We start from the raw sequence: 25,814 nt of genomic DNA on the forward strand, positions 1-25,814 counted from the left end.
CGGGAGGTCAATTTGATCCCGGACGTATCTCAGGCGCTGGCCTGGCTGGAAAACCACCCTCAGGCATTGAAGGGTATTCAGCGTGGTCTTGAGCGTGAAACGCTGCGCGTTAACGCGGACGGTAGCTTAGCGACGACGGGTCACCCGAAGTCGTTAGGCTCGGCGCTGACACATAAATGGATCACAACCGATTTCGCTGAAGCACTGCTGGAGTTCATCACGCCAGTAGAGGGTGATATTGATCATATGCTGACGATCATGCGCGATATCCATCGCTACACCGCGCGCAACATGGGCGACGAACGTATGTGGCCCCTCAGCATGCCGTGCTATATCGAGCAGGGCCAGGAGATTGAGCTGGCGCAGTACGGCACGTCAAATATCGGCCGGCTGAAAACGCTCTATCGCGAAGGGCTGAAAAACCGCTACGGCGCGTTGATGCAGACGATCTCGGGCGTGCATTATAACTTCTCGCTGCCAATGGCGTTCTGGCAGGCGAAATGCGGTGAAACGGATAAAGATGCGATCTCTGAAGGCTACTTCCGCCTGATCCGCAACTATTACCGTTTCGGCTGGGTGATCCCGTATCTGTTTGGGGCCTCCCCGGCGATCTGTTCTTCGTTCCTGCAGGGGAAACCGACCACGCTGCCGTTCGAGAAGACCGAGTGCGGAATGTACTATCTCCCGTACGCGACCTCTCTGCGCCTGAGCGATCTCGGTTATACCAATAAATCGCAAAGCAATCTCGGTATTACGTTTAACGAATTGCACGAATATGTGGCAGGATTGAAGCGGGCGATCAAAACCCCGTCGGAAGAGTACGAGAAAATCGGCCTCGAAAAAGACGGCAAGCGCCTGCAAATCAACAGCAATGTGCTGCAGATTGAAAACGAGCTGTATGCGCCTATTCGTCCTAAGCGCGTAACGCGCAGCGGTGAAACCCCGTCGGATGCGCTGCAGCGCGGCGGGATCGAATACATTGAAGTGCGTTCGCTGGATATCAACCCGTTCTCACCGATTGGCGTTGATGAGCAGCAGATTCGCTTCCTGGATCTGTTTATGGTCTGGTGCGTGCTGGCGGATGCGCCGGAAATGAGTTCAGACGAACTGCTCTGTACCCGTACAAACTGGAATCGCGTGATTCTGGAAGGGCGTAAGCCGGGCCTGACGTTGGGTATCGGCTGCGAAACGGCACAGTTCCCGCTGACCAAAGTCGGCAAAGATCTGTTCCGCGATCTGAAGCGTGTTGCCCGCACAATGGACAGCATTGACGGCGGCGACGCGTATCAACAGATCTGCGACCAGCTGGTGGAATGTTTTGATAATCCGGAACTGACGTTCTCAGCGCGTATTCTGCGTTCTATGATCGATCAGGGCATTGGCGGCACGGGGCGTTCACTCTCAGCGGAGTATCGTGAGATGCTGATGCAGGAGCCGTTAGAAGTGCTGAGCGAAGCAGATTTTGCCGCGGAACGCGATGCGTCCGTGGTGCGTCAGAAAGAGGTTGAAGCGGCGGATACCGAGTCGTTTGAGGCGTTTCTGGCGAAGCAGTCTTAAGCAGAAAAGAAAAAGGCCACATCGCTGTGGCCAAAATATACATCTCTGAATTCAGGGATGATGATAACAAATGCGCGTCTTTCATATACTCAGACGTGCATTCTGTAGAAGAGTTCAGTTTATTTTAAAAAAAATCACTATCGGAGGTGACGTATGCCGTTATTAGATAGCTTTACTGTCGACCATACCCGTATGGAAGCACCTGCAGTACGCGTGGCGAAGACCATGCACACCCCGCACGGCGACACGATCACCGTCTTCGATCTGCGTTTCTGCGTGCCAAATAAAGAAGTGATGCCAGAGAAAGGCATTCATACCCTGGAACACCTGTTCGCCGGTTTCATGCGTGACCATCTGAACGGCAACGGCGTTGAGATCATCGACATCTCTCCGATGGGCTGCCGTACCGGTTTCTACATGAGCCTGATTGGCCAGCCGGAAGAGAAACGCGTCGCTGATGCGTGGAAAGCGGCGATGGAAGACGTGCTGAAGGTGAAAGAGCAGAATCAGATCCCTGAGCTGAACGTTTACCAGTGCGGTACTTACCAGATGCACTCTCTGGAAGAAGCGCAGGAAATCGCGCGTCACATCATCGAGCGTGATGTTCGCGTGAACAGCAACGAAGAGCTGGCCCTGCCAAAAGAAAAACTGCAGGAACTGCACATCTAGTGCACCTTTTCCCTCTCCCTACGGGAGAGGGTAGGGTGAGGGTGGTTTAACCCCATGACCACAACCGCAACCTTCTCCTTTACCCATCGTCCCCTCGTTCCGTTCGCCCATGATTACGTTCATGGTGATAGCGAGCCGTGGCATGAGCACGACTGCGCTCAGCTGTTGCACACCCTGAGCGGCGTGGTACGGGTCGATACCGCATCGGGCTGTTGGGTTGTTCCTCCGGGTCGCGGCGTCTGGCTACCGGCGGGGACTCGCCACTCGCTTCGCATCACCGGCAACGTGGCGGCGCGAACGCTGTTCATCGATCCGCTGGCGCGGGCCGATCTCCCGGCCTCCTGTCAGATCGTGCAGATCGCGCCGCTGCTGCGCGAGCTGATCCTCGTCTCTCTTGCTTTACCTGAATCGTACTCGCCCGGCAGCCGGGATGAACGCGTCTATGAACTCATTCTCGATGAAATCCGCACCATGCCGGTGCTGCCGTTTCATCTGCCGGAGCCGGAAAGCGAGGCGTTACGCCACCTGTGTGTGCTAATCCGGCAAAACGCGGGAGGGAGCTGGAGCAGCGCGCAGGCCGCGAGCATGATGAACATGAGCGAACGCACCCTGAACCGCCATTTTCAGCAGCAGACGGGATTAAGCTACGGCGAGTGGTTGAGAAGGGCGCGCCTGCTGGAAGCCTTAGTGCGGCTGGCGCAGGGCCAGCCAGTGCTGCGCGTGGCGCTGGATCTGGGTTACGGCAGCCACAGCGCCTTTACGGCGATGTTCCGCCGGGTGATGGGCGTCTCACCCAGCGATTACTTTAAGAACGACTGACGGCGTTTAAGAGCGCCTGAAGCGACGCGCGCGCCACGTCGCTGTCGATGCCCACGCCCCAGCGGCTGCTCCCGTCCTGGAACAGGCAGCGGATGTAGGCCACCGAGCGGCTGTCGCTGCGTTCGCCTAACGTATGCTCGTGATAATCCTTAATCACGAACGGGGCGTTGACCCAGCGGCTCAAGCCGTGAGCGGCGGCGGAGAGCAGACCGTTACCCTGACCTTCCAGCTGACGCGTTCCCCCCTGCGTAGCGATGCTTGCCGTCAAACGCAGCTGGCCATCCTGCTGGCTGTCGCTGCGGTAGGATTGCAGCGCAAACTGCGGCGTGGCTACCAGGCCGTAGCGGGTGCGGAACAGCTGCCACAGCGCATTCTGCGTCATCTCTTTTCCGTGGCGATCGGTTTCCTGCTGCACGTGCTGGCTGAAATCCTGCTGCAGGGCGCGGGGTAATTTCAGGCCATGATTCTGTTCGATGAGCCACGCGCTGCCGCTTTTCCCTGACTGGCTGTTCACGCGGATCACCGCTTCGTAGGTGCAGCCGATGTCCTGCGGATCGACGGGCAGATACGGCATCTCCCAGCGATCGCCAGGCCTGCGGGCATCAAAGCCTTTTTTGATCGCATCCTGGTGCGAGCCGGAGAAGGCGGTATAGGCCAGCCGGCCTGCCCACGGGTGGCGCGGATGCACCGGCAGCTGGTTGCAGGCTTCCACCACTTCCACGACCCGGTTCATATCGCTAAAGTCGAGATTCGGGCTGATGCCCTGGCTGTAGAGGTTCATCGCCAGCGTCACCAGGCAGACGTTGCCCGTGCGCTCGCCGTTACCAAACAGACAGCCCTCCACGCGGTCTGCCCCCGCCATCACGGCCAGCTCGGCGCTGGCGACGCCGGTACCGCGGTCGTTATGCGGATGTACGCTGATGCAGACATCCCGGCGGCGGCTGAAGTGGCGACAGAAATACTCGATCTGGTCGGCATAGACGTTCGGCGTGCTCACTTCGACGGTGGCCGGTAAGTTGATCACCATGGGCCGTTCGTCGCACGGCTGCCAGATCTCCGCCACGGCTTCACAAATCTCCAGCGCAAACTCCGGCTCGGTAAAGCAGAAGGTCTCCGGGGAATACTCATACTGCCAGCGGGTGTCCGGGTTCTCTTCACACAGCTGACGAATAAGCCGCGTGGAGCGCGTCGCCAGCTCGACGATTTGCGCTTTCTCCATGCCGAATACCAGGCGGCGGAACAGCGGGGCGGTGGCGTTATACAGATGGACGGTGGCCTGCTTCGCGCCGCGCAGGGATTCAAAAGTACGATGGATGAGATCTTCCCGCGCCTGGGTTAATACCTGAATCGTGACGTCATCCGGAATGCGGTTCTCTTCGATAAGCTGGCGGACAAAGTTGAAGTCGGTCTGCGAGGCGGATGGGAAAGCCACCTCAATTTCTTTGAATCCGCAGCCCAGCAGCAGATCCCAGAACTGCAGCTTGCGGGTGCTGTCCATCGGCTCGGCAAGGGCCTGGTTGCCGTCGCGCAGATCGGTTGAGAGCCAGCGCGGTGCGCGGGTAATGCGTTGCTCCGGCCAGCGGCGGTCGGGCAGGGAAAGGGACGGATAGGGTTGGTACTTGTCGGCGGGTGTGTTCAGCATGATGCGCTCCTGTTGTCTTTTCACTATCGTGAATGGATTTCAGGAGCGCTGCTTTATCGAAACTGACAATCGCTGTCGCGTTCTGGACAAGGCGATTTAGTGCGCGCCACCGCCGCCGCTACCGGCGCCAAACGGTGGTTTAGCAAACCACACCAGCCCCAGCAGGACGATAAAGATCCCCGCCGATATCCAGAAAATCTCGTTGGCCGAGATAATCAGACCCTGGTTGGTGATCTGCTGGGCGATCCAGCCGGACGCCTGCTGTTCCGTCATACCCATTCCCTGAAGCTGGTTGTACATCTCCCGGGAGTTAGGGTTGAACGGGTTCACCGCTTCGGTCAGCTGGGCATGGTGCATCGATTCACGGTTCGTCCACAGGGTGGTGGTGATCGACGTACCAATCGAACCCGCCAGCGTTCGCGTAAAGTTCGACAGGCTCGATGCGGCCGCCATGCGCTCAGGCGGTAAACCGGAAAGCGTGATGGTGGTCAATGGCATAAAGAAGCACGCCACGGCAAAGCCCTGAATAAACTGCGGCCACGCGGACGCGCCAAAGTCCATTCCCGGTTCGAACGTATACGCGCGCCAGTAGAAGCACACGGCGTACATGATAAAGCTGAACGTCACCAGCCGGCGCATGTCGAGCTTGTGGGCGAAGCGGCCAATAATCGGCGACAGCAGAACCGGAATCAATCCAACCGGCGCCGAGGCTAAACCTGCCCAGGTTGCGGTGTAGCCGTATACCTCCTGCAACAGCTGCGGCAGCAGTACAATCGCGCCGAAGTAGAGCATGTAGGCGAGGCTGATACACAGACAGCCTATAGTGAAGTTTCGCGACTTAAACAGCGACAGGTCGACTATCGGGTTATCGTCCGTCAGCTCCCAGACAATCAGGAAGCTCAGCGACACCACCGCGACAATCGTCAGGATGATGATCTCCCTGGAGTTGAACCAGTCCAGCTCTTTGCCCTGGTCGAGCATGACCTGCAGGCTACCGATGCCGACAACCAGCAGTGCCAGACCAATGGCATCGATACGCCGCTGTTCCGTCCGGGTTTCTCTGCCGCGCAGCGACTGGAGCGTCAGCATTACCACGAGGGCGCCAATCGGTACGTTGATGAAGAAGATCCAGCCCCAGTGATAGTTGTCGCTGATATAGCCGCCTAAGATAGGCCCGCAAATCGGCGCGACAATTACGGTCATTGACCACAGCGCCAGCGCAATCGAGCGTTTGGCGGGCGGGTAGTTGTTCAGCAGTAAGCTCTGCGACAGCGGAATCAACGGCCCGGCGACAATCCCCTGAATGACGCGGAAGAAAATCAGCATCGTCAGGCTGCTGGACATGCCGCACGCCCAGGAGGCAAGAACGAACAATACCGTCGACCAGAGGAACAGCTTCACTTCACCGACGCGCTTTGCCAGCCAGCCGGTAATCGGAATGGAGATGGCGTTTGCCACCCCAAACGAGGTAATGACCCAGGTCCCCTGGCTCAGCGACGAGCCAAGGTTACCGGCGATGGTCGGGATCGCCACGTTTGCGATGGTGGAGTCCAGCACCTGCATGAATGTCGCCAGCGACAGCGCGATGGTCATAATGACCAGCTGCGCGCCTTCCAGCGGTTTTTGCGGCTTTTGCTGTTGCATAACGCTCACCTTCGGATTAACCGGCGTTTGCCTTCACGATGTCATCGATCAGCTTGTTGACCGGATCGAGGCTAATTTCACGGGCGTTACTTTCATAAGCCGGACTGCTGCGCACCTGGCTTGCCAGGATCTGACCGTCGCGCTCTGGCCGATACGCATATGGGCAAGCTGCGTCTCTTTAAAGTTGGCGTCTACCCACAGATTGTCTGCCGGCACGACCGCCATCAGCGGCGTGGTTGGGCTAATCTGCGCCCCTGGCTGGACGGAACGACGGGAGACATAGCCGGTCATCGGGCTGACGATTTTGGTACGCTGCAGGGCAAGCCACGCGTTGCGCACTTCGGTCGCCGCCTGCTGTACGGCAGGCTGGTTTTCCAGGCTGGTGCCCAGCACCATCGCCTGGTTGGCGTTGTACTGTTGAATGGCCACATCCAGCTGTGCCTGAGCGCTGGCAACGGCGTCGCGGGCATGCTGCAGCTCTTCACGGCCAATCAGGTTGGCGGTGCCGAGCGGTACGCGGCGGTTCAGGTCGCTCTGCGCCTGCGCCAGCGCCGTTTTTTGCACGTCGATGTTGGCCTGCAGCTGTTTGCTGTTGATCATCAGCTGGCGGGTCTGACGGACGCTGGAGGCCAGCGCGGTCTGTGCTTTTTCAAACGCCTGCTGGGCGTCGGTTGGATCGAGGGTCACCAACACATCGCCTTTTTGCACAAAGTCGGTATTGTCAGCCCAGACTTTCGTCACGCTGCCAGACACCTGCGCCATAATTTGTACCTGGTTCCCTGCCACGTACGCGTCGTCAGTCTCTTCAGCATGACGCAGTACTAAAAACCAATAGATCCCATATGCCACGGCAATAATGATAAAGAGCAAGGTCAACAGAAGAAGGGCGCTCTTACGTTTGCCTTTCTTGTTGGCCGGTTGCTGCGGGGTAGTGCTCTCCGCATTTGCGCTCATTGTTGTTCTCCACGATCTTCTTATTTTCACATCGGCTGAGCCGACCTGTTGTCAGAAAGGCCAGCACTGTGACGTGCTGGCCTGTCGGTTTTCTTATGAATCTGGAATGGTGAGCGTGTCGTCGCGTTAGCGCAGCGCCTCAAGAACGGCGCCGTCTTCATCCATCTGGTCCAGACGGGTGAGCAGCTTGCGAGTGATGTGCTCAAGCTGGTCGCGCTCGGCGGTGCTGAGGGCAGACCAGAGTTTGTGCAGGCAATTGTGCTGAGGTGGCAGCACCTCGCGCAGGAACTGGTGACCTTTATCGGTCAGTTGCAGATGCAGGCAGCGGCGATCGTTGTCGCTTTCACGGCGCTCAATCCAGCCGCGCTTTTCGAGTTCATCGGCAATACGGGTCGCATTGGTACGGGAGGAGCCCAGCGCGCAGCTCAGTTCGGAAGGCTGAATGCTGTGATTTTCCTGAGACTCCAGCGTAATCAACGCCATAAACAACGTCTCGTTAATCCCTTGAGCTTTCAGCATTTTATTACGGTTTTCCAGTAGCTTACCCTGCATGTGCATGCACAGGCGAGTCAGCAGGATTTCCTGATACGGGAAGTCCTCATGGCGACTGGCGCGGAATTTAAGCATTTGTTCAATGGGCGTAAACGAACTATCCATTTGGGCATAACCTCATTAATTACAGCCGATATAGTAACGATGGTGACAAATAATGTAAATGAATTATTTGTGCGGTTATATCCGCCAAACTTATGTCACCATCAGAAAGCGCCGGGTAAGTCCGTGACCCGGTGAGCACAGAAAGCGTTGGGTGTGAACCCGCTGAAGAGAGGATGTGAGGACGGGGGTCTGAACTATTCATGCCGATTGTAAATATGTCACCCACATTAAAATTTCTGGGATAAATGATTACGTTTACATTAACAGAGTGAAGGGTCTCTTAACACCCTAAGAGGCCAACTCAATGTAAATGTTAGTTAATTGCATCCTGACGGTGATAACCGCGCCACCATACTACCAGGTTGAGGGTAGCGACGATGGCCCCGATCGCGCATACCCCCGACCAGCCCGCATGCTGCCACGCCGACGCTGAAATAAGCGAACCCGCCGCGCCGCCGATGAAGTAGCTGGTCATGTATCCGGCCGTCAGACGGTTACGCGCCTCTGGCTTCACGCGATAGATGACGGTCTGATTGGTGATGTGAACGCCCTGAACGGTGAGATCGAGCACCAGGATACCGACAATCAGCGCCAGCACCGAGATGTGTCCGTACCAGATCGCCGCCCAGGAGAGCAGAAGTAAAACCAGCCCTGCGGAGGTGGTCAGGTGGGATTTGCCCTTATCGGCCAGCCCGCCAGCGGGACGCGCGCCCAGTGCGCCTGCGGCACCGGCCAGGCCGAACAGGCCAATCACCCCTTCGGAATAGTTGAACGGCGGCGCGGCCAGCAGAAACGCCATCGACGTCCAGAGAATGCTGAAGTTAGCGAAGGTGAAACAGCCCAGCAGGGCGCGGGTGCGCAGAAGCTTGTCCTGCGTAAACAGGCTGAAAACGGAGGCCAGCAGCTGAGGATAGTTCAGGTGGTTTTCCTGCTTCACTTTTGGCAGCCCGCGCCACAGCGCCAGCGCCATGATGACCATCAGCACGCTCGCCACCCAGTATACGGTGCGCCAGCCGCCAAGGCTTGCCAGCAGCCCTGCAACGGTACGCGCCAGCAAAATCCCCAGCAGCAGGCCGCTCATGATGGTGCCCACCACCTTGCCGCGTTTTTCCGGGGAGGCGAGGGTCGCGGCGAGCGGGACCAGGATTTGCGCCACCACGGAGAACAGCCCCGTAAGCGCGGTTCCGACGATCATCATCGTCAGCGACTGGCTGCTGGCGGTGATCAGCATCCCACCGGCGGCCAGCAGGGTCATGGAGACGATCAGCATTCGGCGTTCAAACATATCGCCGAGCGGCACCAGGAACAGCAGCCCGGCGGCATAGCCTAGCTGTGCTGCGGTAACGATAAAGCCTGCGGAGCTGGCAGAGAGATTGAACGCGCGGGCGATGGTGTCGAGAAGAGGCTGCGCGTAATAGTTGCTGGCGACCGCCAGACCCGTTGCCACGGACATTAAAAGGATGAGTGCGGGGCTAAGCCCTTGAGCTGTTTTTGTCATTAGTTTCAGGAATCGTTAGTTGAGTGATTATTTTTCCGGAAACCATAATAGCTAATGATTGTGAATAGTGGGGGATTGTTGGGTGATGTATTGTGCGGTTTAGGTGAATGGTGCGGTCTGGTGCCCTCACCCTAACCCTCTCCCACAGGGAGAGGGAACGCTAACAGAGAGCCGGGGTGAGGGAAAATGTTTTACTTCTGCGCTTCAAGCGCCTCTTTCACCCAGCCGTCAAACTGCTGCTGGTGGGCCTTGATCCAGCCGTCGACGTGGCCTTTCACATCCGCTTCAGACGATTTGCCCGCATGCATCATCGCGTTCTGGGCATTGATGTCCGCCAGCGGCAGCTTCATTACCGAGAACAGCTTCGCCGCCGCCGGGTTTTTCTCCGCCCAGGCTTTGTTGGCCACGATATGCATGGTGTTCACCGGGAAGCCGTAGTTCATGCCGTTCGGCAGTTTGGTGTCGATATCCTTCTGCTCGCCCGGAAGGGAGGAGAACGGCACCTGCAGCCACACCACGTCTTTGCCCGGCTTCAGCACGTCGCTCACCCAGTACGGCGTCCAGGTGTAGTAGATCACCGGTTTACCCTCTTTGAAGCGGGCAATGGTGTCGGCCATCATCGCTGAATAGTTGCCGTGGCTCACGTCGACCGTTTTCGCCAGATCGAAAGCTTTGTTCTGGTGGTTAATCACCGCTTCACAGCCCCAGCCCGGAGAGCAGCCCATCATGTCGGCCTTGCCGTCGCCGTTGGTGTCGAACAGTTTGGCGATCTTCGGATCTTTCAGCTGTTCAATGTTGGTGATGTGGTACTGGTCGGCAGTTTTCTTGTCGATCAGATACCCCTGCGCCGCGCCCGTCACGAAGGTGCCTTCGCGGTAGAACTTCTTGTCGCCACCGGCGGCGGCATACATGTCGTCGTGCAGCGGCTGCCAGTTCACCGCGGTAAAGGTGGCGTCACCAGAGGCAATCGACGTGTAGCCTACGTTGTAGTCCACTTCGCTCGGCGTGTTAACCGTGTAGCCCAGCTTCTCCAGCGCGCGGCTGACGATCAGAGTCTGGAAGCTCTCTTCCGAAATGGTGCTCTGCACCGGCTGCACGGTAATGCCTTTACCCGGCAGGTCAGCCGCAAACGCGCTGGTGGAGACAAGGGTGGCAAACGCTGTGGCAAAAAGTACGTTATGTCGCATCGTTGTTCCTTATTTTGATTTCGTGAAAGGGCGGGTGAGTAACCCGACAGGGCCGGTGGTATACCAGCGACGGTTGCCGCGACTGCGTGAATCACGACCGACTGCCTGGGTCAGGCGGTCAAGGATAATGGCGAGGATCACAATGCCGACGCCGCCGACGGTGGCCAGCCCCATATCGAGACGGCCAATGCCGCGCAGCACCATCTGGCCCAGACCGCCAACAGCGATCATCGAGGCGATCACCACCATCGACAGGGCCAGCATCAGCGTCTGGTTAACGCCCGCCATGATGGTTGGCATCGCCAGCGGGAGCTGAACCTTAAACAGCATCTGGCGCGGGCTGGCGCCGAACGAGCGTGACGCTTCGATCAGGTCCGCAGGCACCTGGTTAATCCCCAGAATGGTCAGACGAATAATCGGCGGCAGGGCGAAGATAATGGTCACCACCACGCCCGGCACGTTGCCGATACCAAACAGCATTACGATAGGCACCAGATAGACGAACGCCGGGGTGGTCTGCATCGCATCCAGCAGCGGACGAATAATCTTCGCTGCCCGCGGGCTGCGCGCCAGCCAGATCCCCATCGGCAGGCCGATGACAATGCAAAAGAGCAGGGCGGTCAGCACCAGCGCCAGGGTGATCATCGCCTGCGACCACGCGCCAATTGCGCCAATGGCAATCAGCGAGATCAGCGTGGCGATCCCCATCCCCGCGCTACCGAACTGCCAGGCAATCAGGGAGAACAGGATAATCGCCACCGGCGCCGGCATGCCCAGCATCAGCTGCTGGAAGCCGTTCAGGATGTAATCCACCGGGACGCGGATCCCCTGGAAGACCGGACGGAAGTGCGTGACCACCCAGTCGATCCCCTCTGTGACCCAGCTGTCCAGCGGGATCAGCGTTTTATGGAACGGATCCATGATGTTGAAATGTTCTGGCGCAGGCGCGGGTGCGCTGTTCAGCCAGTCTGCCGCGCCGCCGCCATCGGCAGGAGCGGGCGTGGAACCCCACGCGTCGGTGGATTGCGCAGCGCTGTCCGCTGCCTCAGTGGTGCCCCACGGGTTAGATTGATCGGTCATTGTTTGCCCCCTCGCGATCTAAAGCCTGCAGCAGCATCCGTTTTGAGATGATGCCGACGTACTGTTGTTCCTCACCGACGACCGGCACGGCGCACGGCGCCTGGCCTACGTGAGAGAGCAACTCGCTGAGCGGCGTTTCGGCGTCCACGGCAAGCGGAGCGTCAATTAACGCCGCATCGATTCCCTGGTTCTCAGTGAGAGCCGTTTTCAGGGAGTCGATGGAGACAATGCCAACAAATTTATTGCCGCGTTCAACCAGATATCCGTATTCACGGTCTTCGTCCTGCAGCAGCTTAAGCGCCGAGCGCGGGCCGAAGCCTGGCGTTTTACGGATAATGCCGTTTGGCGTTCGACGGGCAATATCTTTGGCGCTAAAGACCTGGCTAATATCCACGCCGCGGAAGAAGGTGCGGACATAATCGTTCGCCGGATTATTGAGAATTTCATCCGGCGTGCCGACCTGCACCACTTCACCGTTTTGCATAATGGCAATGCGGTCGCCAATACGCATGGCTTCATCCAGATCGTGGGAAATAAAGACAATAGTTCGCTGATGTTTAGCCTGTAATTTTACCAGCTCGTCCTGCATCTCGGTACGAATTAACGGATCGAGGGCGGAGAAGGCTTCATCCATTAATAATATGTCTGGATTAATGGCTAATGCACGGGCTAATCCCACGCGCTGACGCATACCGCCGGAAAGTTCATCCGGATACGCATGCGCATAATTTTCCAGCCCGACCTGACGCAGCGCATCAAGGGCTTTTTCCTGACGTTCCTGAGCCGGCGTGCCGGCTAATTCCATGCCGAAAGCGGTATTATCCAGCACCGTCATGTGCGGCATCAGCGCGAATGACTGGAACACCATTGCAATCTTCTTTCTGCGCACCTCGCGAAGCTCTGCGTCTGATATTCTGGCGATATCCACGCCGTCAATCAGCACCTGTCCGCGGGTGGGTTCAATCAGGCGATTGAGAAGGCGAACCATAGTGGATTTACCCGAACCGGATAATCCCATGATGACAAAAATCTCGCCTTCTTCAATGGCCAGACTGGCGTCTTTAACGCCAAGCGATAGCCCGGTTTTTTCCAGAATTTGCTCTTTCGTAAGGCCTTTCTCAATATATTTGAATGCGCGCTGCGGATGCTCGCCAAATACTTTATAAAGATTTTTCACTTCTAATTTAATTGCCATGCAATAGAGAGTGTCCTGTTATTTGTTTATGCCGATATGATTACCATGGTAAATTGTTAACGGGCATAACCCTAACATACTGAGAATCTGAGACAACCCTGAGTCGGGATGAAGGCAAAATTTTGACGCAAGCGAAACGGCTGAATTTCCCATGAATAAAGGGCTGAGGGCGATTTGAATTTTTCTCAATTTTTTGCTGCTGCATCGTGAAATTTCGCCTGAACCGGAATGATTCAGGCGAATATGACGTGGAAATTACAGTGTAGTTGTTTTGTAAATATTAGAGTGGGAATTGTTGGGTTTATATTAAATTAACGAACGTTAGCGTTCATCAAAAATCCCAGTCTTCATCCTCGGTTTCCACCGCTTTGCCCATCACGTACGATGAGCCCGATCCCGAGAAGAAATCGTGGTTTTCGTCGGCATTGGGCGACAGCGCGGCCAGAATCGCCGGGTTCACCTCCGCCATCTCCGGCGGGAACAGCGCGTCGTAGCCCAGGTTCATCAGCGCCTTGTTGGCGTTGTAGCAGAGGAAGGCCTTCACGTCGTCCTCCCAGCCGGTGCCGGCGTAGAGTTCCTCCGTATAGCTCAGCTCGTTGTCGTACAGATCCATCAGCAAATCGAGCGCAAAGCCTTTAAGCTCCTCGCGCTTCGCCTCGCTGACTTTCTCCAGTCCTTTCTGATACTTATAGCCAATGTAATACCCGTGCACCGCTTCATCACGAATGATGAGCCGAATCAAATCGGCGGTGTTGGTGAGCTTGCCCCGGCTCGACCAGTACATGGGCAGCCAGAAGCCGGAATAGAAGAGGAAAGATTCCAGGAACACGCTGGCGATCTTCTTCTTCAGCGGCTCGTCGGCGCGGTAATATTCCAGAACCAGCTCCGCCTTTCTCTGTAATGACTCGCTCTCTTCACTCCAGGCGTAGGCTGCGTCCACGTCTTTGGTCTGGCACAGGGTCGAGAAAATCGAGCTGTAGGAGCGGGCATGCACCGCCTCCATAAAGCTTATGTTCGACATCACCGCCTCTTCGTGCGGCGTCAGCGCGTCGCTCATCAGAGCCGGTGCACCGACGGTATTCTGAATGGTGTCCAGCAGCGTCAGGCCGGTAAAGACGCGGATCGTCAGCTGCTGTTCGGCGTGGCCGAGCGTTTGCCAGGCCGGAATATCGTTGGAGAGCGGAACCTTTTCCGGCAGCCAGAAGTTGCTGGTCAGGCGGTTCCACACCTCCAGATCTTTATCGTCCTGAATCTTGTTCCAGTTAACGGCACTCACCCGTGACAGTTTCATCCTTTCTCCTTACAGCGCGCAGGACACGCAGCCTTCGATTTCGGTGCCTTCCAGCGCAAGCTGGCGCAGGCGAATGTAGTAGAGCGTTTTGATGCCTTTCTTCCAGGCGTAGATCTGCGCTCTGTTGATATCCCGCGTGGTGGCGGTGTCCGGGAAGAACAGCGTAAGCGACAGCCCCTGATCCACATGTTTTGTTGCCTCCGCGTAGGTATCGATGATTTTCTCCGGGCCGATCTCATACGCGTCCTGATACAGCGCCAGGTTCTCATTGGTCATAAACGGGGCAGGGTAGTAAACGCGCCCGGTTTTGCCTTCCTTACGAATTTCAATTTTCGACACGATCGGGTGAATGCTCGACGTGGCGTGGTTGATGTAGGAGATCGATCCGGTCGGCGGCACCGCCTGCAGGTTCTGGTTATAAATGCCGTAGCGCATCACGTCGTCACGCAGCTGCTGCCACATCTCGCGCGTCGGCAGGGTAATCCCCGCGCGGGCAAACAGTTCGCGCACTTTTTCGGTTTTCGGCTGCCAGTCGCCTTCAAGATACTGGCTGAAATAGGCTCCGCTGGCGTAACGGGAGTGCTCAAAGCCCGCGAACCGCTGGCTGCGCTCGCGCGCCAGCATCATCGAGGTGTGCAGCGCGTGCCAGGTAATGGTGTAGAAATAGAGGTTGGTGAAATCCAGCCCTTCCGGACTGCCGTAGGCGATGCCTTCGCGCGCCAGATAGCCGTGCAGGTTCATCTGCCCCAGACCGATGGCGTGCGAAGCGGCGTTGCCCGCTTCAATAGACGGTACGCTGCGGATGTGGCTCATGTCCGACACCGCCGTCAGCCCGCGAACGGCGGTTTCTATCGTGCGGCCAAAGTCGGGGGAATCCATGGTGTGGGCGATATTCAGCGACCCGAGGTTGCAGGAGATATCCTTGCCGATGTCCGCGTAGTCCAGGTTTTCGTCGTAGGTAGACGCGCTGTTAACCTGCAAAATCTCCGAGCACAGGTTGCTCATATTGATGCGCCCGGCAATCGGGTTCGCGCGGTTCACCGTATCCTCAAACATGATATACGGATAGCCGGACTCAAACTGGATCTCCGCAAGCGTCTGGAAGAAATCGCGGGCATTGATGGTTTTTTTGCGGATGCGATCGTCGGCCAGCAGCTCGTCGTACAGCTCGCTGATGGCCACGTCGCCAAAGGCTTTGCCGTAGATTCGCTCAACGTCATACGGCGAGAAAAGCGCCATCTCGGCATTCTCTTTGGCGAGCTTAAAAGTGATATCCGGGATCACCACGCCAAGCGACAGCGTTTTGATGCGAATTTTTTCGTCGGCGTTTTCGCGCTTGGTATCAAGAAAACGCAGAATGTCCGGGTGGTGCGCGTGCAGGTAAACCGCGCCCGCACCCTGACGCGCGCCAAGCTGGTTGGCATAGGAGAAGGCATCTTCCAGCATCTTCATCACCGGGATCACGCCGGAGGACTGGTTTTCGATGCGCTTGATCGGCGCGCCCGCTTCACGCAGGTTCGAGAGCAGAAACGCCACGCCGCCGCCGCGTTTGGAAAGCTGCAGCGCCGAGTTCACCGCGCGGCCAATCGACTCCATATTGTCTTCGATACGCAGCAGAAAACAGGAAACCAGCTCGCCGCGCTGGGCTTTGCCGCAGTTGAGAAAGGTCGGCGTGGCGGGCTGGAAGCGGCCGGAGAGGATCTCGTCGGCGAGCTGCTCCGCCAGCGCTTCATCGCCCTGCGCCAGCGTCAGCGCCACCATCACCACGCGATCTTCAAAGCTCTCTAAGTAGCGCTTGCCGTCAAAGGTCTTCAACGTGTAGCTGGTGTAGTACTTCCACGCGCCGAGGAAGGTCTGGAAACGAAAGCCGCTGGCGTGGGCGCGTTCAAACAGCTTCACCACAAAGGCGCGGTCGTAGCGGGTGAGCGTGCGCGCGTCGTAGTAGCCCTCGTTCACCAGATAGTCGAGACGTTCATTCTGGCTCGCAAACGTCACGCTGTTGGGCCGCACGTGGGCGGCAAAAAAGGCGTCCACCGCCTCACGATCTTTCTCGAACTGAATGCGTCCCTCCCGATCGTAGAGGTTAAGCATGGCGTTTAATGCATGGTAATCCGGTGTCGCCTGAATCACCCGTTCTGCGGTTGTCGTTGCCAAAATTCGTTCACTCCTTTACGCACGTTTTCGACGTCCTGCTGTGTCCCCATCAGCTCAAAACGATAGAGATACGGCACGCCGCATTTTTGAGAAATGACATCCCCGGCGCGGCCGAAGGCATCGCCGAAATTGCGATTCCCCGCCGCGATCACTCCGCGAATCAGCCCGCGGTTGTGAGGATCGTTCAGAAAGCGGATCACCTGGCGAGGCACGGCTTCTGCCGTGCCGCCTCCGCCATAGCTGGGCACCACCAGAATGTACGGTTCATCTACCCGGATCCGCTCCCGCTCGTTCAGCGGAATGCGCACCGCAGGCAGCCCGACGCGCTCAATAAAGCGGAGCGTGTTTTCCGAGCTGCTGGAGAAGTAGACCAGCCCGCTCATGCACGCGTGGCCTGAGCGCTCAGGCGGTTAATCATGTCCGGGCGGAAGCCAGACCAGCTTGTCTCCCCGGCGACCACCACCGGAAGCTGACGAAAACCCTGCTTGCGCAGGGTGTCTGCGGCCTCGGGGACCTGGTCAACATTCACCATTTCAAACGCCACGCCGCGGCTTTCCATTGCCCGTTTGGTCGCGTGGCACTGAACACAATCGTTACGAGTGTAAATAATAATGCTCATGATTCGTATTTCCATTTAAAATGAGGGTGCGGCGCGAATCATCGCGTCAGGTTGTGTGTATCTTGCTAAAAGGAATACTAGATGTAGTTGTCTTAAGTTTCAACCATACAAGATATGGGAAATTTAGATTAATATCGCCCCTGTGATGAGCACAGCGGGGCAGGGCAGGCTGTACGGGTTTTTCAGGCTTACGGGCATAAAAAAGCCCCGGCGCCTGAGGCTACCGGGGCAGAATACGCGGGATTATTTACGCAGGCTGAGCAGGGCACCGACGAAGATGCCGACCGCCGCGACGGTTCCCAGAGTACATAGCGGTTTTTCACGCACGAAGGTCGTAGCACAGCTTGCCATATCGCAGGCAGCCTGCGTGGCGCGTGAACGTCCGTTCATACGGGCGCGGGTTTCACGGAGCAGAGACTGAGCCTTACGCTTTGCGGCTTCCGCTTCGTCCTTCGCGTCACTTCCCCAGGACTTCAGCACCTCTTCCAGCGTGTCCGCTAATTGGCTGACATCATTACGAATATCCTGAGCGTCGTCGTTAATATCGTTTCGGTTCGGTCTGTTAAACATACGATCCTCCGTAATTTTGTGTTCCCGTTCAGTTTAGTTCAGAAATTTAATATCTGAAGCGCATCACGCGTTATCCGGCAGTTTATGGACTATTCTGAAAGCCCTGCTATTGCTGAATACTGTAAGGTTGCCGGGCAGGAAAAGATAACGAGGAAAAGATATGTATTTACGACCTGACGAGGTGGCACGCGTTCTTGAAAAAGAGGGATTCACCATGGATGAGGTGACGCCAAAAGCGTATGGATATCGCCGCGGCGAGAATTATGTTTATGTTAATCGCGAAGCAAGAATGGGACGTACCGCTCTCATTATTCACCCGACGCTGAAAGACAGAAGTTTGTCATTTGCTGAGCCTGCCTCGGATATTAAAACCTGCGATCATTATCAGCAATTTCCGCTCTATTTAGGCGGTGAACGGCATGAGCATTACGGTATTCCGCACGGTTTCAGTTCGCGTATGGCGCTGGAGCGATTTTTGAAGGGACTGTTTGGCGACGTACAGTAAATCCGCGACTGGCGTGCGCCAGTCGCTTCACATCACGCTTTTGCCTGGCTGTACTGGCTGACCTTAAACAGGCGGCGGCAATAGTCGAGGAAATAGCCGTAAACGGCTCCCATCAACATCGAAATAACAATATTCGAACTGACCGCCGCAGCGATCTGGTGCCAGTCTGCACCGACTGTCAGGAGAATGGCCACGTAAACCGGCGACTGGAACGTCACATACGCCAGAACGTCCGCCAGGTTTTTCACCCAGCCTGCTGGGCTGATACGACGCGCGAAACGCATTACCGCATCGCGGTATAAACCGTAAGGCCATGCAATAATAATATTGACCGGGATCGCCACCAGACGAGAAGAAAACGACTGCTCGAAGGACATTCCGGAGAGGAATATTTCGATCAGCATGTTCACGACGGAACAGTAAACAACCATCGCGAAAGTATCCGCCACCGCGTGGCGCAGGCGAGATTGCGGCGAGAACATGTCTGAACTCCTTGAGAAGAACACAAAAGAAACGATTTTCCTTCAGCGGTTAGTGCTTTAGGTTGGTTTGTTTGATGTGTATAGCGTATATCTCTGCGTTTGAACTAACAACTAGTGATAAATTTTTATTTAATCGCCTTTTGTCCACAAAATTCTCTAAAGTTGTTCGTTTTTTGTTCCGATCGTTATAATCTGTCTTGTTTGATGGTTATTGCATTAAAATCAATGAGTTGGTTTTGTTAGTGGCTAAAGTCAGGAATCCTCCACCTGACGCGGCGCAGTATGCTGTAATTTGGATTAAAGTTGGCCATTTATATTAATGGAGTGATTGGATTCATCGATGTCCTGTCAGCACCTTGCGCTATTATTAACAGTGAGTTCTAAATATATTTACACTGATGCCCGTACGGACCCTTGGGTAGATATTTCAACTCAAATGAATTATTCTGTCGGCGATTTATCTATTTACCCCCCAAAGAAAAGGTTTTCAAATAATATGTCTTTGACGTTACAGAATCTTAATAATATCCGAACCCTGCGCGCCATGGCGCGTGAATTATCCCTGGACGTTCTTGAGGAAATGCTGGAAAAGGTCAGGGTCGTTACTGAAGAGAAACGCAGCGAGCTGACGGAATTAGAGCAGCAGCGTGCTGAGCAGCAGGAAAAAATTAATGCCCTGCTGGAGCTGATGAAAGCTGATGGTATTTCACCGACTGACCTGCTGGGTTCTGAACTAGCGCAGACGGGTAAGCCAGCGAAAAAGCGTAAGCCGCGTGAAGCAAAATATCGCTTTATTGACCAGAACGGCGAAGAGAAAACGTGGACCGGCCAGGGCCGCACGCCGAAGCCTATCGCCAGCGCGCTGGCAGACGGTAAATCACTGGATGATTTTCTGATCTAACGAATGAGCCGGGCGGAACACGCCGCCCGGCTGACTGTTCAGCAGACGCCGAAATCGCCTTCTTCGGTATAAGGCGCCACATCGGCGGCTTTCAGCGTATATTTCTCGCCTTGCTCATTGCTGGCCTGGACCGCCACAATGCTGTCACCGTTTACTTCGAGCACTTTCAGTTTCGGGCCGCCTTTACGCGGTTGCACATAATCACCGACAGAAAACATATTACCTCCTCATCGTTTTAGCGATCTTCACCTTAGCCCACGCATGACGCCGGGTACAGCGTATTTCACCGATTACTGCTTATGAGGTACGCCGGTTCCAGGGCATCACCTTGAGCAGTCGCGCCATGCCGCAAAAGCCCGTCACACCGGCGAACAGCAGACCGGCTCCGACAAAGCCGCTGAGCAGGAAAAAGCTGCTGGAGACGCTATAGCCCAGCACCACGCCACAGAGTATTAACAGCCCGGCGGCAATTTGCACCTGACGCATCAGCGGCAGCGGCTGGGACTTGTCTTCGACGGTCGGCAGTCCGGCCTGCTTCCAGCCCTGAATGCCCCCCTCGACCACAAATGCCTCTGCGGGCGCGGCGGCCTGAGCAAGGCGGTCGGCATTCCCCGACGTCCGGGCGCCGGACTGGCAGTGAAAAATCACCGTATCGCCCGCCTGCGCGTTAAGCGCGCCGGGTAAGGTATCCAGCGGCACGGACCGCGCGGCGGGAATATGCTCGCGGGCGTACTCATCGGCATCACGAATATCAATCAGTTTTGCGCCTTCAGCGACGTGGGCATTGGCCTGGCGCGGTGAAAGAAGAGGAAGTGACATGGCGACTCCTTACGGGCAATAAAGGGTTTTCAGGGTGCTGATAAGCTGATGTACCGCATTGTTTTTAATGGAATAGAGAATGCGCTGCGCGTCGCGAGTGCTGTCGATAAGCCCTTCCTCACGCATGCGCGCCAGATGCTGCGACGTGGCGGAAGGACTTAGCCCCGTGGCTCGCGCAAGCTCCCCCGCGCTGGTGCCGGGCGCTCCGCATAGGGTGCAGAGGATCAGCAGGCGACGGGGGTTGCTCATCGCTTTTAAGAGTGTGGCGGCCTGCCCGGCGCTGGCCTGAAGCTGTTCGAGTTCTGTCATAATAGTTTAGCATTTGCTTAATTAAGTAAATGCTAAACTAATTCGATGCATTAAACCAGCGTCAAAAGCGTAAAAGAGGGTAAACGCGAGGCCCGGAACTGGTATAGACGAATAAACTGGCTATGCTTACAGCATTCTCTTTATTATTTTCAATGGATTAGATTGAACGGAGTGTTTATATGGGATTTTGGCGTATTGTTTTTACGATCCTTATACCGCCGCTGGGCGTGCTGTTGGGCAAAGGGTTTGGCTGGGCGTTTATTATCAACATTCTTCTGACGCTGCTGGGCTACTTCCCCGGCCTCATTCACGCGTTTTGGGTACAAAGCAAAAGCTAGGCGCGCCACAGTAAATCGCTATAGATATCGGTCAGTACCCCCGCTGGACCAAACTGCTGCTTGATCCACCGCGTGACCTGGCCGGTTGCGGCATGCTGCGTGGCGAGCAGCATGCGCGAATCCTGACGCGGGTTGTTAATCCGTCGGGTGACCAGCAGCCCCGCGTCTACCGCCTCGCGGACCATGTATTCCGGCAAAAAGCCAATCCCTTCGCCCAGGATCTGACACTGACATTTGGTGTTAAAGTCCGGGACCAGAATCGCCTCCTGCCCGTGCAGCAGCCAGCCGACCTTTTTGTTAATGGTGTGCGCGGTATCTTCCACCATGATGTTGGGATACAGGCGCAGCTGGCTTTCCGCTATTGGCTCCGGGGTGAATGCCAGCGGATGTTCCGGCGCGATGGCAAACACCCAGCGAATGGCGCCGATCTCGGTGTAATCAATCCCGCCACCGTCCAGCAGCGTGTCCGGCGCGCCAATCGCGATGTTGGCCTGGTTATTGATGATGGAGTCCCAGACGCCGTTGTAGACCTCGGTGGTCACGGTGATCTGACAGGTGGGAAACTGCTTTTTTAGCACCTGCAGCAGCCGCGCCGTGTGGCGTGGGGTATACAAAAGCTGGTTGATACAGATGCGCACCCGCGCCTCAATGCCCTGAGAAATGGTGTCAATCCCGCGCTTGATGGCGTGAAAGTCGTTAAGCAGGTCGGTGGCCTTACGGTAAAAGTAAAACCCGGACTCGGTCAGCTCGATGCTGCGCGTGCTGCGGACAAACAGCACTACGTCCAGCCCGGTCTCCATGCGCTTAATGGTGTAACTGATAGCAGAGGTCGTCACGCCCAGTTCAGCGGCGGCTTTGCTGAAGCTGCCGAAGCGTGCGGCGGTAGTAAAGGCCAGCAGGTTTTCCTCGGTAAAGATGGAATTCATATCTCACTTCCTTCAGCCATCAGTTTTGAACATATTTTAACAGCGTCGTTACAACGCATTTGAAGCCGATCACAGTTCTGACTCTTTGTCGAAAGCCGCATGCGGTAAGGCTTCGTAAGACATAAGCATAATGCAGCCAGAAGCGCTAAAAAGCGGGGAAACATAAGAAAAAGGTTGCACAGACGCACGTTTTGACCGGTTTATTGAATTTACCTCAACAATGAATTGACTGTCGATGAATCATTTTTAAGCGGATTCTTTTATGACCAGGCTGTTGCTATTCTCAGGTCAACAGAAATAAAAACATCGGGAGTCTGAATATGTCTGCGAACGAACTCGTTACTGAATTTCTGCTGGCGGCAGAAGAGGGCAATAGCGATGCGCTAAAAGCCTGTCTGGAGAAAGGCGTGGATATTAACGCCACCAACCGTCAGAAAAGAACCGCCGTTATTATTGCCAGCCTGAAAAAGCATTATGACTGCGTGGCGTTATTAATTGCCGCCGGGGCGGATATTGATAAACAGGATCAGACCTGCTTTAACCCCTTCCTCATTAGCTGCCTGACCAACGATATCACCCTGCTGCGCCTTGTCCTTCCGGCAAATCCGGATCTCGACCGCCTGACGCGCTTTGGCGGCGTGGGCATTACGCCAGCCAGTGAAAAAGGGCACGTGGAGATCGTTCGCGAGCTGCTGGAGAAAACGGATATCAACGTCAACCACACCAACTTTGTCGGCTGGACGCCGCTGCTGGAAGCTATCGTGCTTAACGACGGCGGCGCTAAGCAGCAGGAGATCGTGAAGCTGCTGTTGGATCACGGCGCGAACCCGCACATGACCGATAAATACGGTAAAACCCCGCTCGAACTGGCGCGGGAAAAAGGCTTCGATGCAATAGCTGACCTGCTGCTGGCGGCGGGCGCATAACGCATTCGGCCAGCTTTTTCCGGCTGGCCGCTAATTAAAACGCATTTTTACCGACGTGCATTTTGCACGACGGCGGTCCCCTTTTATCCGCGTTCAGGAGAAAATAATGCCCACAAAAATCGTCATAAAAAAGAACACATATTTTGACTCCGTCTCATTAATGTCTGTTTCCACCAAAGCCAATAAATTACCGGGCGTCGAGCAGGCGTTTGTCGCGATGGCGACGGAAATGAACAAAGGCGTATTAAAAAACCTCGGGCTAATAACGCCGGAATTAGCGGAAGCCAAAAACGGCGACCTGATGATCGTAATTAAAGGCGACGCGGCGAATGATGAAACGCTGGCGGCCATCGAAGCGCTGTTCACGCGTAAAGAGAGCGGCGGCACCCATGAAGCGCGCTACGCCACGATTGCCAGCGCCAAAACTCATCGCCCGGAGAGCAACCTCGCGGTGATTTCCGTCAACGGCACCTTCGCTGCCCGCGAAGCGCGCCAGGCGCTGGAAAACGATCTCAACGTGATGCTGTTTTCCGATAACGTGTCGCTCGACGACGAGCTGGCGCTGAAGCAGCTGGCGCATAAGAAAGGTCTGCTGATGATGGGGCCGGACTGCGGCACCGCCATTATCAACGGCGCGGGACTGTGCTTTGCCAACGCGGTGCGCCGCGGACCGATTGGAATCGTCGGCGCATCCGGCACCGGCAGCCAGGAGCTGAGCGTGCGCATTCACGAATTCGGCGGCGGCGTGTCGCAGCTGATTGGCACCGGCGGACGCGATCTCAGCGAGAAAATCGGCGGCCTGATGATGCTCGACGCCATCGACATGCTGGAAGCGGACGACGCGACCCAGGTCATCGCGCTGATCTCCAAGCCGCCGGCCCCTGCCGTGGCGGAGAAGGTGCTGGCCCGCGCGCGCGCCTGCCGCAAGCCGGTGGTTGTCTGCTTCCTCGGCCGCAGCGAACCGCCCGCCGATGAAGACGGCCTGCAGTTTGCGCGCGGCACCAAAGAGGCGGCCCTGAAGGCGGTCCTGCTCACCGGCATCAAAAAAGAGTCCCTCGATCTGCATCCGCTCAACTGGCCGTTGATTGAAGAGGTGCGCACTCGCCTGACGCCGCAGCAGAAGTACATTCGCGGCCTGTTCTGCGGCGGAACCCTGTGCGACGAGGCGATGTTCGCGGCGCTTGCGAAATTCGACGACGTTTACAGTAACATCCAGCCCGATCCGTCTAAGCGCCTGGGCGACGTCAATGTCAGTAAAGCCCACACCTTCCTCGACTTTGGCGACGACGACTTCACCAACGGCAAGCCGCACCCCATGATCGACCCGACCAACCGCATCAGCCGCCTGCTGCAGGAGGCGCGCGATCCGGAGGTGGGCGTCATCGTGATGGACTTCGTGCTGGGCTTTGGCGCGCATGAGGATCCGGTCGTCGTGATGATCGACGCTATCAAAGAGGCGCAGGCGATCGCGAAGGCCGATAAACGTCCGCTGGAGATCCTCGGCTACGTGCTCGGCACCGATCAGGATCCGCAGTCGCTGGCGCAGCAGTGCCAGCTGCTGACCGACGCAGGCGTCATCTGGGCCAGCAGCAGCACCAATACCGGATTACTGGCACGCGAATTTGTCTGCAAAGGGGAGAAAGCATAATGACGACCTTATTCAACCAGCCGCTGAACGTGATTAACGTCGGCATTGCGATGTTCAGCGACGATCTCAAAAAACAGCACGTTCCCGTGACCCAGCTCGACTGGACGCCGCCGGGGCAGGGCAATATGCAGGTCGTTGAAGCGCTCGACCAGCTGGCGGAAAAACCGCTGGCGGAGAAAATTGCCGCCGCCAACCGCATCGCTCTTGAGCGCATTATTCAGTCCCATCCGGTGCTGGTGGGCTATGACCAGGCCATTAACGTGGTGCCGGGCATGACCCGCACCACCATTCTGCACGCCGGTCCGCCTGTCGCCTGGGAGAACATGTGCGGGGCGATGAAGGGTGCGGTCACCGGGGCGCTGGTGTTTGAAGGGCTGGCGAAAGATCTGGACGATGCGGCAAGGCTCGCTGCCTCCGGAGAAATTACCTTCTCGCCGTGCCACGAGCACGACTGCGTGGGCTCGATGGCGGGCGTCACCTCCGCATCGATGTTTATGCACATCGTTGAAAACAAAACCTACGGCAACCGCGCGTTCACCAACCTCAGCGAGCAGATGGCGAAGATCCTGCGCATGGGCGCTAACGACCAGAGCGTGATCGACCGTCTGAACTGGATGCGCGACGTGCTCGGCCCGATGCTGCGCGACGCGATGAAGATCGTCGGCGAAATCGACCTGCGCCTGATGCTGGCTCAGGCGCTGCACATGGGCGACGAGTGCCACAACCGCAACAACGCGGGCACTACGCTGCTGATCCAGGCGCTGACGCCGGGGCTGATTCAGGCGGGCTATCCGGTGGCGCAGCAGCGCGAGGTGTTCGAGTTTGTCGCCAGCAGCGACTACTTCTCCGGCCCGACCTGGATGGCGATGTGTAAGGCCGCGCTGGACGCCGCCCACGGCATTGAATACAGCACCGTGGTTACCACCATGGCGCGCAACGGCTACGAATTCGGCCTGCGCGTTTCGGGGCTTCCGGGGCAGTGGTTCACCGGCCCGGCGCAGCAGGTGATCGGCCCGATGTTCGCGGGCTATAAGCCGGAAGATTCCGGGCTGGACATCGGCGACAGCGCCATTACCGAAACCTACGGCATCGGCGGCTTTGCGATGGCGACGGCCCCGGCGATTGTCGCCCTGGTGGGCGGGACGGTGGAGGAAGCCATCGACTTCTCCCGCCAGATGCGCGAAATCACCCTCGGCGAAAATCCGAACGTCACCATTCCACTGCTCTCGTTTATGGGCATTCCGACCGCCATCGACATCACGAAGGTCGCTGGCAGCGGCATTCTGCCGGTCATCAATACCGCCATTGCGCACAAAGACGCGGGCATCGGCATGATTGGAGCGGGCATCGTTCACCCGCCGTTTAGCTGTTTTGAAAAGGCGCTGTTGACCTTCCGCGATCGCTACTTTTTATAAGGCATGCAT

General features: G+C 56.7%; 26 protein-coding genes and 1 pseudogene. 9 read left to right on the top strand and 18 right to left on the bottom strand.

Translation table 11 applies throughout. The features are described from left to right. The first annotated feature begins 12 nt into the window (after positions 1-12). The 3 genes from gshA to ACMWLG_RS14855 all read left to right on the top strand — a co-directional run bounded on the left by gshA (position 13) and on the right by ACMWLG_RS14855 (position 3,045). Positions 13-1,557, top strand: a complete 1,545-nt coding sequence (gene gshA, locus ACMWLG_RS14845; RefSeq protein WP_045404726.1) for a glutamate--cysteine ligase — start codon at positions 13-15, stop codon at positions 1,555-1,557. Positions 1,558-1,710: 153 nt separating this feature from the next. Next, a complete protein-coding gene (gene luxS / locus ACMWLG_RS14850) occupies positions 1,711-2,226 on the top strand; it encodes an S-ribosylhomocysteine lyase (RefSeq protein ID WP_008499539.1) in 516 nt (171 codons plus the stop codon). A 54-nt stretch (positions 2,227-2,280) separates the two neighbouring features. Next, positions 2,281-3,045 carry an AraC family transcriptional regulator gene (locus ACMWLG_RS14855; RefSeq protein WP_045357568.1) on the top strand — a complete coding sequence of 255 codons (765 nt, stop codon included), beginning with the start codon at positions 2,281-2,283 and terminating at the stop codon, positions 3,043-3,045. Here ACMWLG_RS14855 and leuA read toward each other — a convergent pair. The 13 genes and pseudogenes from leuA to ACMWLG_RS14920 form a co-directional block, all read right to left on the bottom strand. Continuing rightward, entirely contained in the window at positions 3,032-4,687 is a 1,656-nt protein-coding gene (leuA, locus tag ACMWLG_RS14860; protein ID WP_045404723.1) for a 2-isopropylmalate synthase, read from the bottom strand. The two genes, ACMWLG_RS14855 and leuA, sit on opposite strands and share 14 nt — an antisense overlap. A 96-nt stretch (positions 4,688-4,783) precedes the next feature. Then, the gene (emrB, locus tag ACMWLG_RS14865) at positions 4,784-6,331 is read right to left on the bottom strand and encodes a multidrug efflux MFS transporter permease subunit EmrB (RefSeq protein WP_023308935.1); all 1,548 of its coding nucleotides are present in this window, start codon (positions 6,329-6,331) and stop codon (positions 4,784-4,786) included. Between the two features lie 16 nt (positions 6,332-6,347). Next, positions 6,348-7,285 (bottom strand): annotated as a pseudogene (locus ACMWLG_RS14870) (efflux RND transporter periplasmic adaptor subunit). A gap of 126 nt (positions 7,286-7,411) precedes the next feature. Continuing rightward, positions 7,412-7,942, bottom strand: coding sequence for a transcriptional repressor MprA (gene mprA / locus ACMWLG_RS14875; RefSeq protein ID WP_023308933.1), 531 nt, complete (start codon positions 7,940-7,942; stop codon positions 7,412-7,414). A gap of 313 nt (positions 7,943-8,255) precedes the next feature. After that, positions 8,256-9,440, bottom strand: coding sequence for an MFS transporter (locus ACMWLG_RS14880; protein ID WP_045357559.1), 1,185 nt, complete (start codon positions 9,438-9,440; stop codon positions 8,256-8,258). A gap of 191 nt (positions 9,441-9,631) precedes the next feature. Then, the gene (gene proX / locus ACMWLG_RS14885; RefSeq protein WP_045404718.1) at positions 9,632-10,627 is read right to left on the bottom strand and encodes a glycine betaine/L-proline ABC transporter substrate-binding protein ProX; all 996 of its coding nucleotides are present in this window, start codon (positions 10,625-10,627) and stop codon (positions 9,632-9,634) included. A 9-nt stretch (positions 10,628-10,636) separates the two neighbouring features. Further along, entirely contained in the window at positions 10,637-11,707 is a 1,071-nt protein-coding gene (gene proW / locus ACMWLG_RS14890) for a glycine betaine/L-proline ABC transporter permease ProW (protein ID WP_045404715.1), read from the bottom strand. Next, positions 11,691-12,902 (bottom strand): glycine betaine/L-proline ABC transporter ATP-binding protein ProV, encoded by a 1,212-nt coding sequence (gene proV, locus ACMWLG_RS14895; RefSeq protein WP_032660399.1) that lies wholly within the window; start codon positions 12,900-12,902, stop codon positions 11,691-11,693. The genes proW and proV overlap by 17 nt, the downstream gene beginning before the upstream one ends. A 331-nt stretch (positions 12,903-13,233) precedes the next feature. Then, a complete protein-coding gene (gene nrdF, locus ACMWLG_RS14900) occupies positions 13,234-14,193 on the bottom strand; it encodes a class 1b ribonucleoside-diphosphate reductase subunit beta (protein WP_023333169.1) in 960 nt (319 codons plus the stop codon). A 9-nt stretch (positions 14,194-14,202) separates the two neighbouring features. Next, positions 14,203-16,347: a class 1b ribonucleoside-diphosphate reductase subunit alpha gene (nrdE, locus tag ACMWLG_RS14905; RefSeq protein WP_045404713.1), complete on the bottom strand. Its 2,145-nt coding sequence runs from the start codon at positions 16,345-16,347 to the stop codon at positions 14,203-14,205. Next, positions 16,320-16,730, bottom strand: coding sequence for a class Ib ribonucleoside-diphosphate reductase assembly flavoprotein NrdI (gene nrdI / locus ACMWLG_RS14910; RefSeq protein ID WP_414762997.1), 411 nt, complete (start codon positions 16,728-16,730; stop codon positions 16,320-16,322). The genes nrdE and nrdI overlap by 28 nt, the downstream gene beginning before the upstream one ends. Beyond that, entirely contained in the window at positions 16,727-16,966 is a 240-nt protein-coding gene (nrdH, locus tag ACMWLG_RS14915; RefSeq protein WP_023308925.1) for a glutaredoxin-like protein NrdH, read from the bottom strand. Before nrdH ends, nrdI begins: the two co-directional genes overlap by 4 nt. Before the next feature lie 243 nt (positions 16,967-17,209). Further along, a complete protein-coding gene (locus ACMWLG_RS14920) occupies positions 17,210-17,536 on the bottom strand; it encodes a DUF883 domain-containing protein (RefSeq protein ID WP_045404711.1) in 327 nt (108 codons plus the stop codon). A gap of 160 nt (positions 17,537-17,696) precedes the next feature. Here ACMWLG_RS14920 and ACMWLG_RS14925 point away from each other — a divergent pair, with 160 nt between their 5' ends. After that, entirely contained in the window at positions 17,697-18,041 is a 345-nt protein-coding gene (locus ACMWLG_RS14925; RefSeq protein WP_023308923.1) for a DUF2002 family protein, read from the top strand. Positions 18,042-18,073: 32 nt separating this feature from the next. Here the strand turns inward: ACMWLG_RS14925 and alaE are convergent, their stop codons facing one another. Further along, positions 18,074-18,523, bottom strand: coding sequence for an L-alanine exporter AlaE (alaE, locus tag ACMWLG_RS14930; RefSeq protein WP_045404708.1), 450 nt, complete (start codon positions 18,521-18,523; stop codon positions 18,074-18,076). A 496-nt stretch (positions 18,524-19,019) separates the two neighbouring features. On the opposite strand from alaE, the gene stpA reads away from it, so the two are divergent. After that, positions 19,020-19,424 (top strand): DNA-binding protein StpA, encoded by a 405-nt coding sequence (stpA, locus tag ACMWLG_RS14935; protein WP_032660403.1) that lies wholly within the window; start codon positions 19,020-19,022, stop codon positions 19,422-19,424. Between the two features lie 38 nt (positions 19,425-19,462). Here stpA and ACMWLG_RS14940 read toward each other — a convergent pair whose 3' ends face one another. The 3 genes from ACMWLG_RS14940 to ACMWLG_RS14950 form a co-directional block, all read right to left on the bottom strand. Further along, positions 19,463-19,642 carry a hypothetical protein gene (locus ACMWLG_RS14940; protein ID WP_023308920.1) on the bottom strand — a complete coding sequence of 60 codons (180 nt, stop codon included), beginning with the start codon at positions 19,640-19,642 and terminating at the stop codon, positions 19,463-19,465. A 79-nt stretch (positions 19,643-19,721) separates the two neighbouring features. Continuing rightward, positions 19,722-20,243: a rhodanese family protein gene (locus ACMWLG_RS14945; RefSeq protein WP_045404705.1), complete on the bottom strand. Its 522-nt coding sequence runs from the start codon at positions 20,241-20,243 to the stop codon at positions 19,722-19,724. A 9-nt stretch (positions 20,244-20,252) separates the two neighbouring features. Then, complete coding sequence (locus ACMWLG_RS14950) at positions 20,253-20,552, bottom strand: ArsR/SmtB family transcription factor (protein WP_023308918.1); 300 nt, start codon at positions 20,550-20,552, stop codon at positions 20,253-20,255. Between the two features lie 179 nt (positions 20,553-20,731). On the opposite strand from ACMWLG_RS14950, the gene ACMWLG_RS14955 reads away from it, so the two are divergent. Further along, the gene (locus tag ACMWLG_RS14955) at positions 20,732-20,890 is read left to right on the top strand and encodes a YqaE/Pmp3 family membrane protein (protein ID WP_023308917.1); all 159 of its coding nucleotides are present in this window, start codon (positions 20,732-20,734) and stop codon (positions 20,888-20,890) included. Here the strand turns inward: ACMWLG_RS14955 and ACMWLG_RS14960 are convergent. Further along, entirely contained in the window at positions 20,887-21,816 is a 930-nt protein-coding gene (locus tag ACMWLG_RS14960) for a LysR substrate-binding domain-containing protein (RefSeq protein ID WP_033146353.1), read from the bottom strand. The two genes, ACMWLG_RS14955 and ACMWLG_RS14960, sit on opposite strands and share 4 nt — an antisense overlap. 320 nt (positions 21,817-22,136) lie before the next feature. On the opposite strand from ACMWLG_RS14960, the gene ACMWLG_RS14965 reads away from it, so the two are divergent. The 3 genes from ACMWLG_RS14965 (at position 22,137) to ACMWLG_RS14975 (ending at position 25,805) form a co-directional block, all read left to right on the top strand. Continuing rightward, positions 22,137-22,742 (top strand): ankyrin repeat domain-containing protein, encoded by a 606-nt coding sequence (locus ACMWLG_RS14965; RefSeq protein WP_039263421.1) that lies wholly within the window; start codon positions 22,137-22,139, stop codon positions 22,740-22,742. Positions 22,743-22,848: 106 nt separating this feature from the next. Then, a complete protein-coding gene (gene fdrA / locus ACMWLG_RS14970; RefSeq protein ID WP_045404702.1) occupies positions 22,849-24,390 on the top strand; it encodes an acyl-CoA synthetase FdrA in 1,542 nt (513 codons plus the stop codon). Continuing rightward, a complete protein-coding gene (locus ACMWLG_RS14975; protein ID WP_045404699.1) occupies positions 24,390-25,805 on the top strand; it encodes a DUF1116 domain-containing protein in 1,416 nt (471 codons plus the stop codon). Before fdrA ends, ACMWLG_RS14975 begins: the two co-directional genes overlap by 1 nt. The last annotated feature ends 9 nt before the right edge of the window (positions 25,806-25,814 follow it).

The organism is Enterobacter sp. 01-M-02-SI-ECC, assembly GCF_047530595.1.
GTDB classification, from domain to species: Bacteria; Pseudomonadota; Gammaproteobacteria; order Enterobacterales; family Enterobacteriaceae; genus Enterobacter; species Enterobacter cloacae_M.

What these genes read in the sequence shown, in the direction of transcription:
- luxS (WP_008499539.1), top strand. Translation starts at nt 1,711, where the DNA reads ATGCCGTTATTAGATAGCTTTACTGTCGACCATACCCGTATGGAAGCA.
- ACMWLG_RS14855 (WP_045357568.1), top strand. Translation starts at nt 2,281, where the DNA reads ATGACCACAACCGCAACCTTCTCCTTTACCCATCGTCCCCTCGTTCCG.
- leuA (WP_045404723.1), bottom strand. Translation starts at nt 4,687, where the DNA reads ATGCTGAACACACCCGCCGACAAGTACCAACCCTATCCGTCCCTTTCC.
- emrB (WP_023308935.1), bottom strand. Translation starts at nt 6,331, where the DNA reads ATGCAACAGCAAAAGCCGCAAAAACCGCTGGAAGGCGCGCAGCTGGTC.
- mprA (WP_023308933.1), bottom strand. Translation starts at nt 7,942, where the DNA reads ATGGATAGTTCGTTTACGCCCATTGAACAAATGCTTAAATTCCGCGCC.
- ACMWLG_RS14880 (WP_045357559.1), bottom strand. Translation starts at nt 9,440, where the DNA reads ATGACAAAAACAGCTCAAGGGCTTAGCCCCGCACTCATCCTTTTAATG.
- proX (WP_045404718.1), bottom strand. Translation starts at nt 10,627, where the DNA reads ATGCGACATAACGTACTTTTTGCCACAGCGTTTGCCACCCTTGTCTCC.
- proW (WP_045404715.1), bottom strand. Translation starts at nt 11,707, where the DNA reads ATGACCGATCAATCTAACCCGTGGGGCACCACTGAGGCAGCGGACAGC.
- proV (WP_032660399.1), bottom strand. Translation starts at nt 12,902, where the DNA reads ATGGCAATTAAATTAGAAGTGAAAAATCTTTATAAAGTATTTGGCGAG.
- nrdF (WP_023333169.1), bottom strand. Translation starts at nt 14,193, where the DNA reads ATGAAACTGTCACGGGTGAGTGCCGTTAACTGGAACAAGATTCAGGAC.
- nrdI (WP_414762997.1), bottom strand. Translation starts at nt 16,730, where the DNA reads ATGAGCGGGCTGGTCTACTTCTCCAGCAGCTCGGAAAACACGCTCCGC.
- nrdH (WP_023308925.1), bottom strand. Translation starts at nt 16,966, where the DNA reads ATGAGCATTATTATTTACACTCGTAACGATTGTGTTCAGTGCCACGCG.
- ACMWLG_RS14920 (WP_045404711.1), bottom strand. Translation starts at nt 17,536, where the DNA reads ATGTTTAACAGACCGAACCGAAACGATATTAACGACGACGCTCAGGAT.
- ACMWLG_RS14925 (WP_023308923.1), top strand. Translation starts at nt 17,697, where the DNA reads ATGTATTTACGACCTGACGAGGTGGCACGCGTTCTTGAAAAAGAGGGA.
- alaE (WP_045404708.1), bottom strand. Translation starts at nt 18,523, where the DNA reads ATGTTCTCGCCGCAATCTCGCCTGCGCCACGCGGTGGCGGATACTTTC.
- stpA (WP_032660403.1), top strand. Translation starts at nt 19,020, where the DNA reads ATGTCTTTGACGTTACAGAATCTTAATAATATCCGAACCCTGCGCGCC.
- ACMWLG_RS14940 (WP_023308920.1), bottom strand. Translation starts at nt 19,642, where the DNA reads ATGTTTTCTGTCGGTGATTATGTGCAACCGCGTAAAGGCGGCCCGAAA.
- ACMWLG_RS14945 (WP_045404705.1), bottom strand. Translation starts at nt 20,243, where the DNA reads ATGTCACTTCCTCTTCTTTCACCGCGCCAGGCCAATGCCCACGTCGCT.
- ACMWLG_RS14950 (WP_023308918.1), bottom strand. Translation starts at nt 20,552, where the DNA reads ATGACAGAACTCGAACAGCTTCAGGCCAGCGCCGGGCAGGCCGCCACA.
- ACMWLG_RS14955 (WP_023308917.1), top strand. Translation starts at nt 20,732, where the DNA reads ATGGGATTTTGGCGTATTGTTTTTACGATCCTTATACCGCCGCTGGGC.
- ACMWLG_RS14960 (WP_033146353.1), bottom strand. Translation starts at nt 21,816, where the DNA reads ATGAATTCCATCTTTACCGAGGAAAACCTGCTGGCCTTTACTACCGCC.
- ACMWLG_RS14965 (WP_039263421.1), top strand. Translation starts at nt 22,137, where the DNA reads ATGTCTGCGAACGAACTCGTTACTGAATTTCTGCTGGCGGCAGAAGAG.
- fdrA (WP_045404702.1), top strand. Translation starts at nt 22,849, where the DNA reads ATGCCCACAAAAATCGTCATAAAAAAGAACACATATTTTGACTCCGTC.
- ACMWLG_RS14975 (WP_045404699.1), top strand. Translation starts at nt 24,390, where the DNA reads ATGACGACCTTATTCAACCAGCCGCTGAACGTGATTAACGTCGGCATT.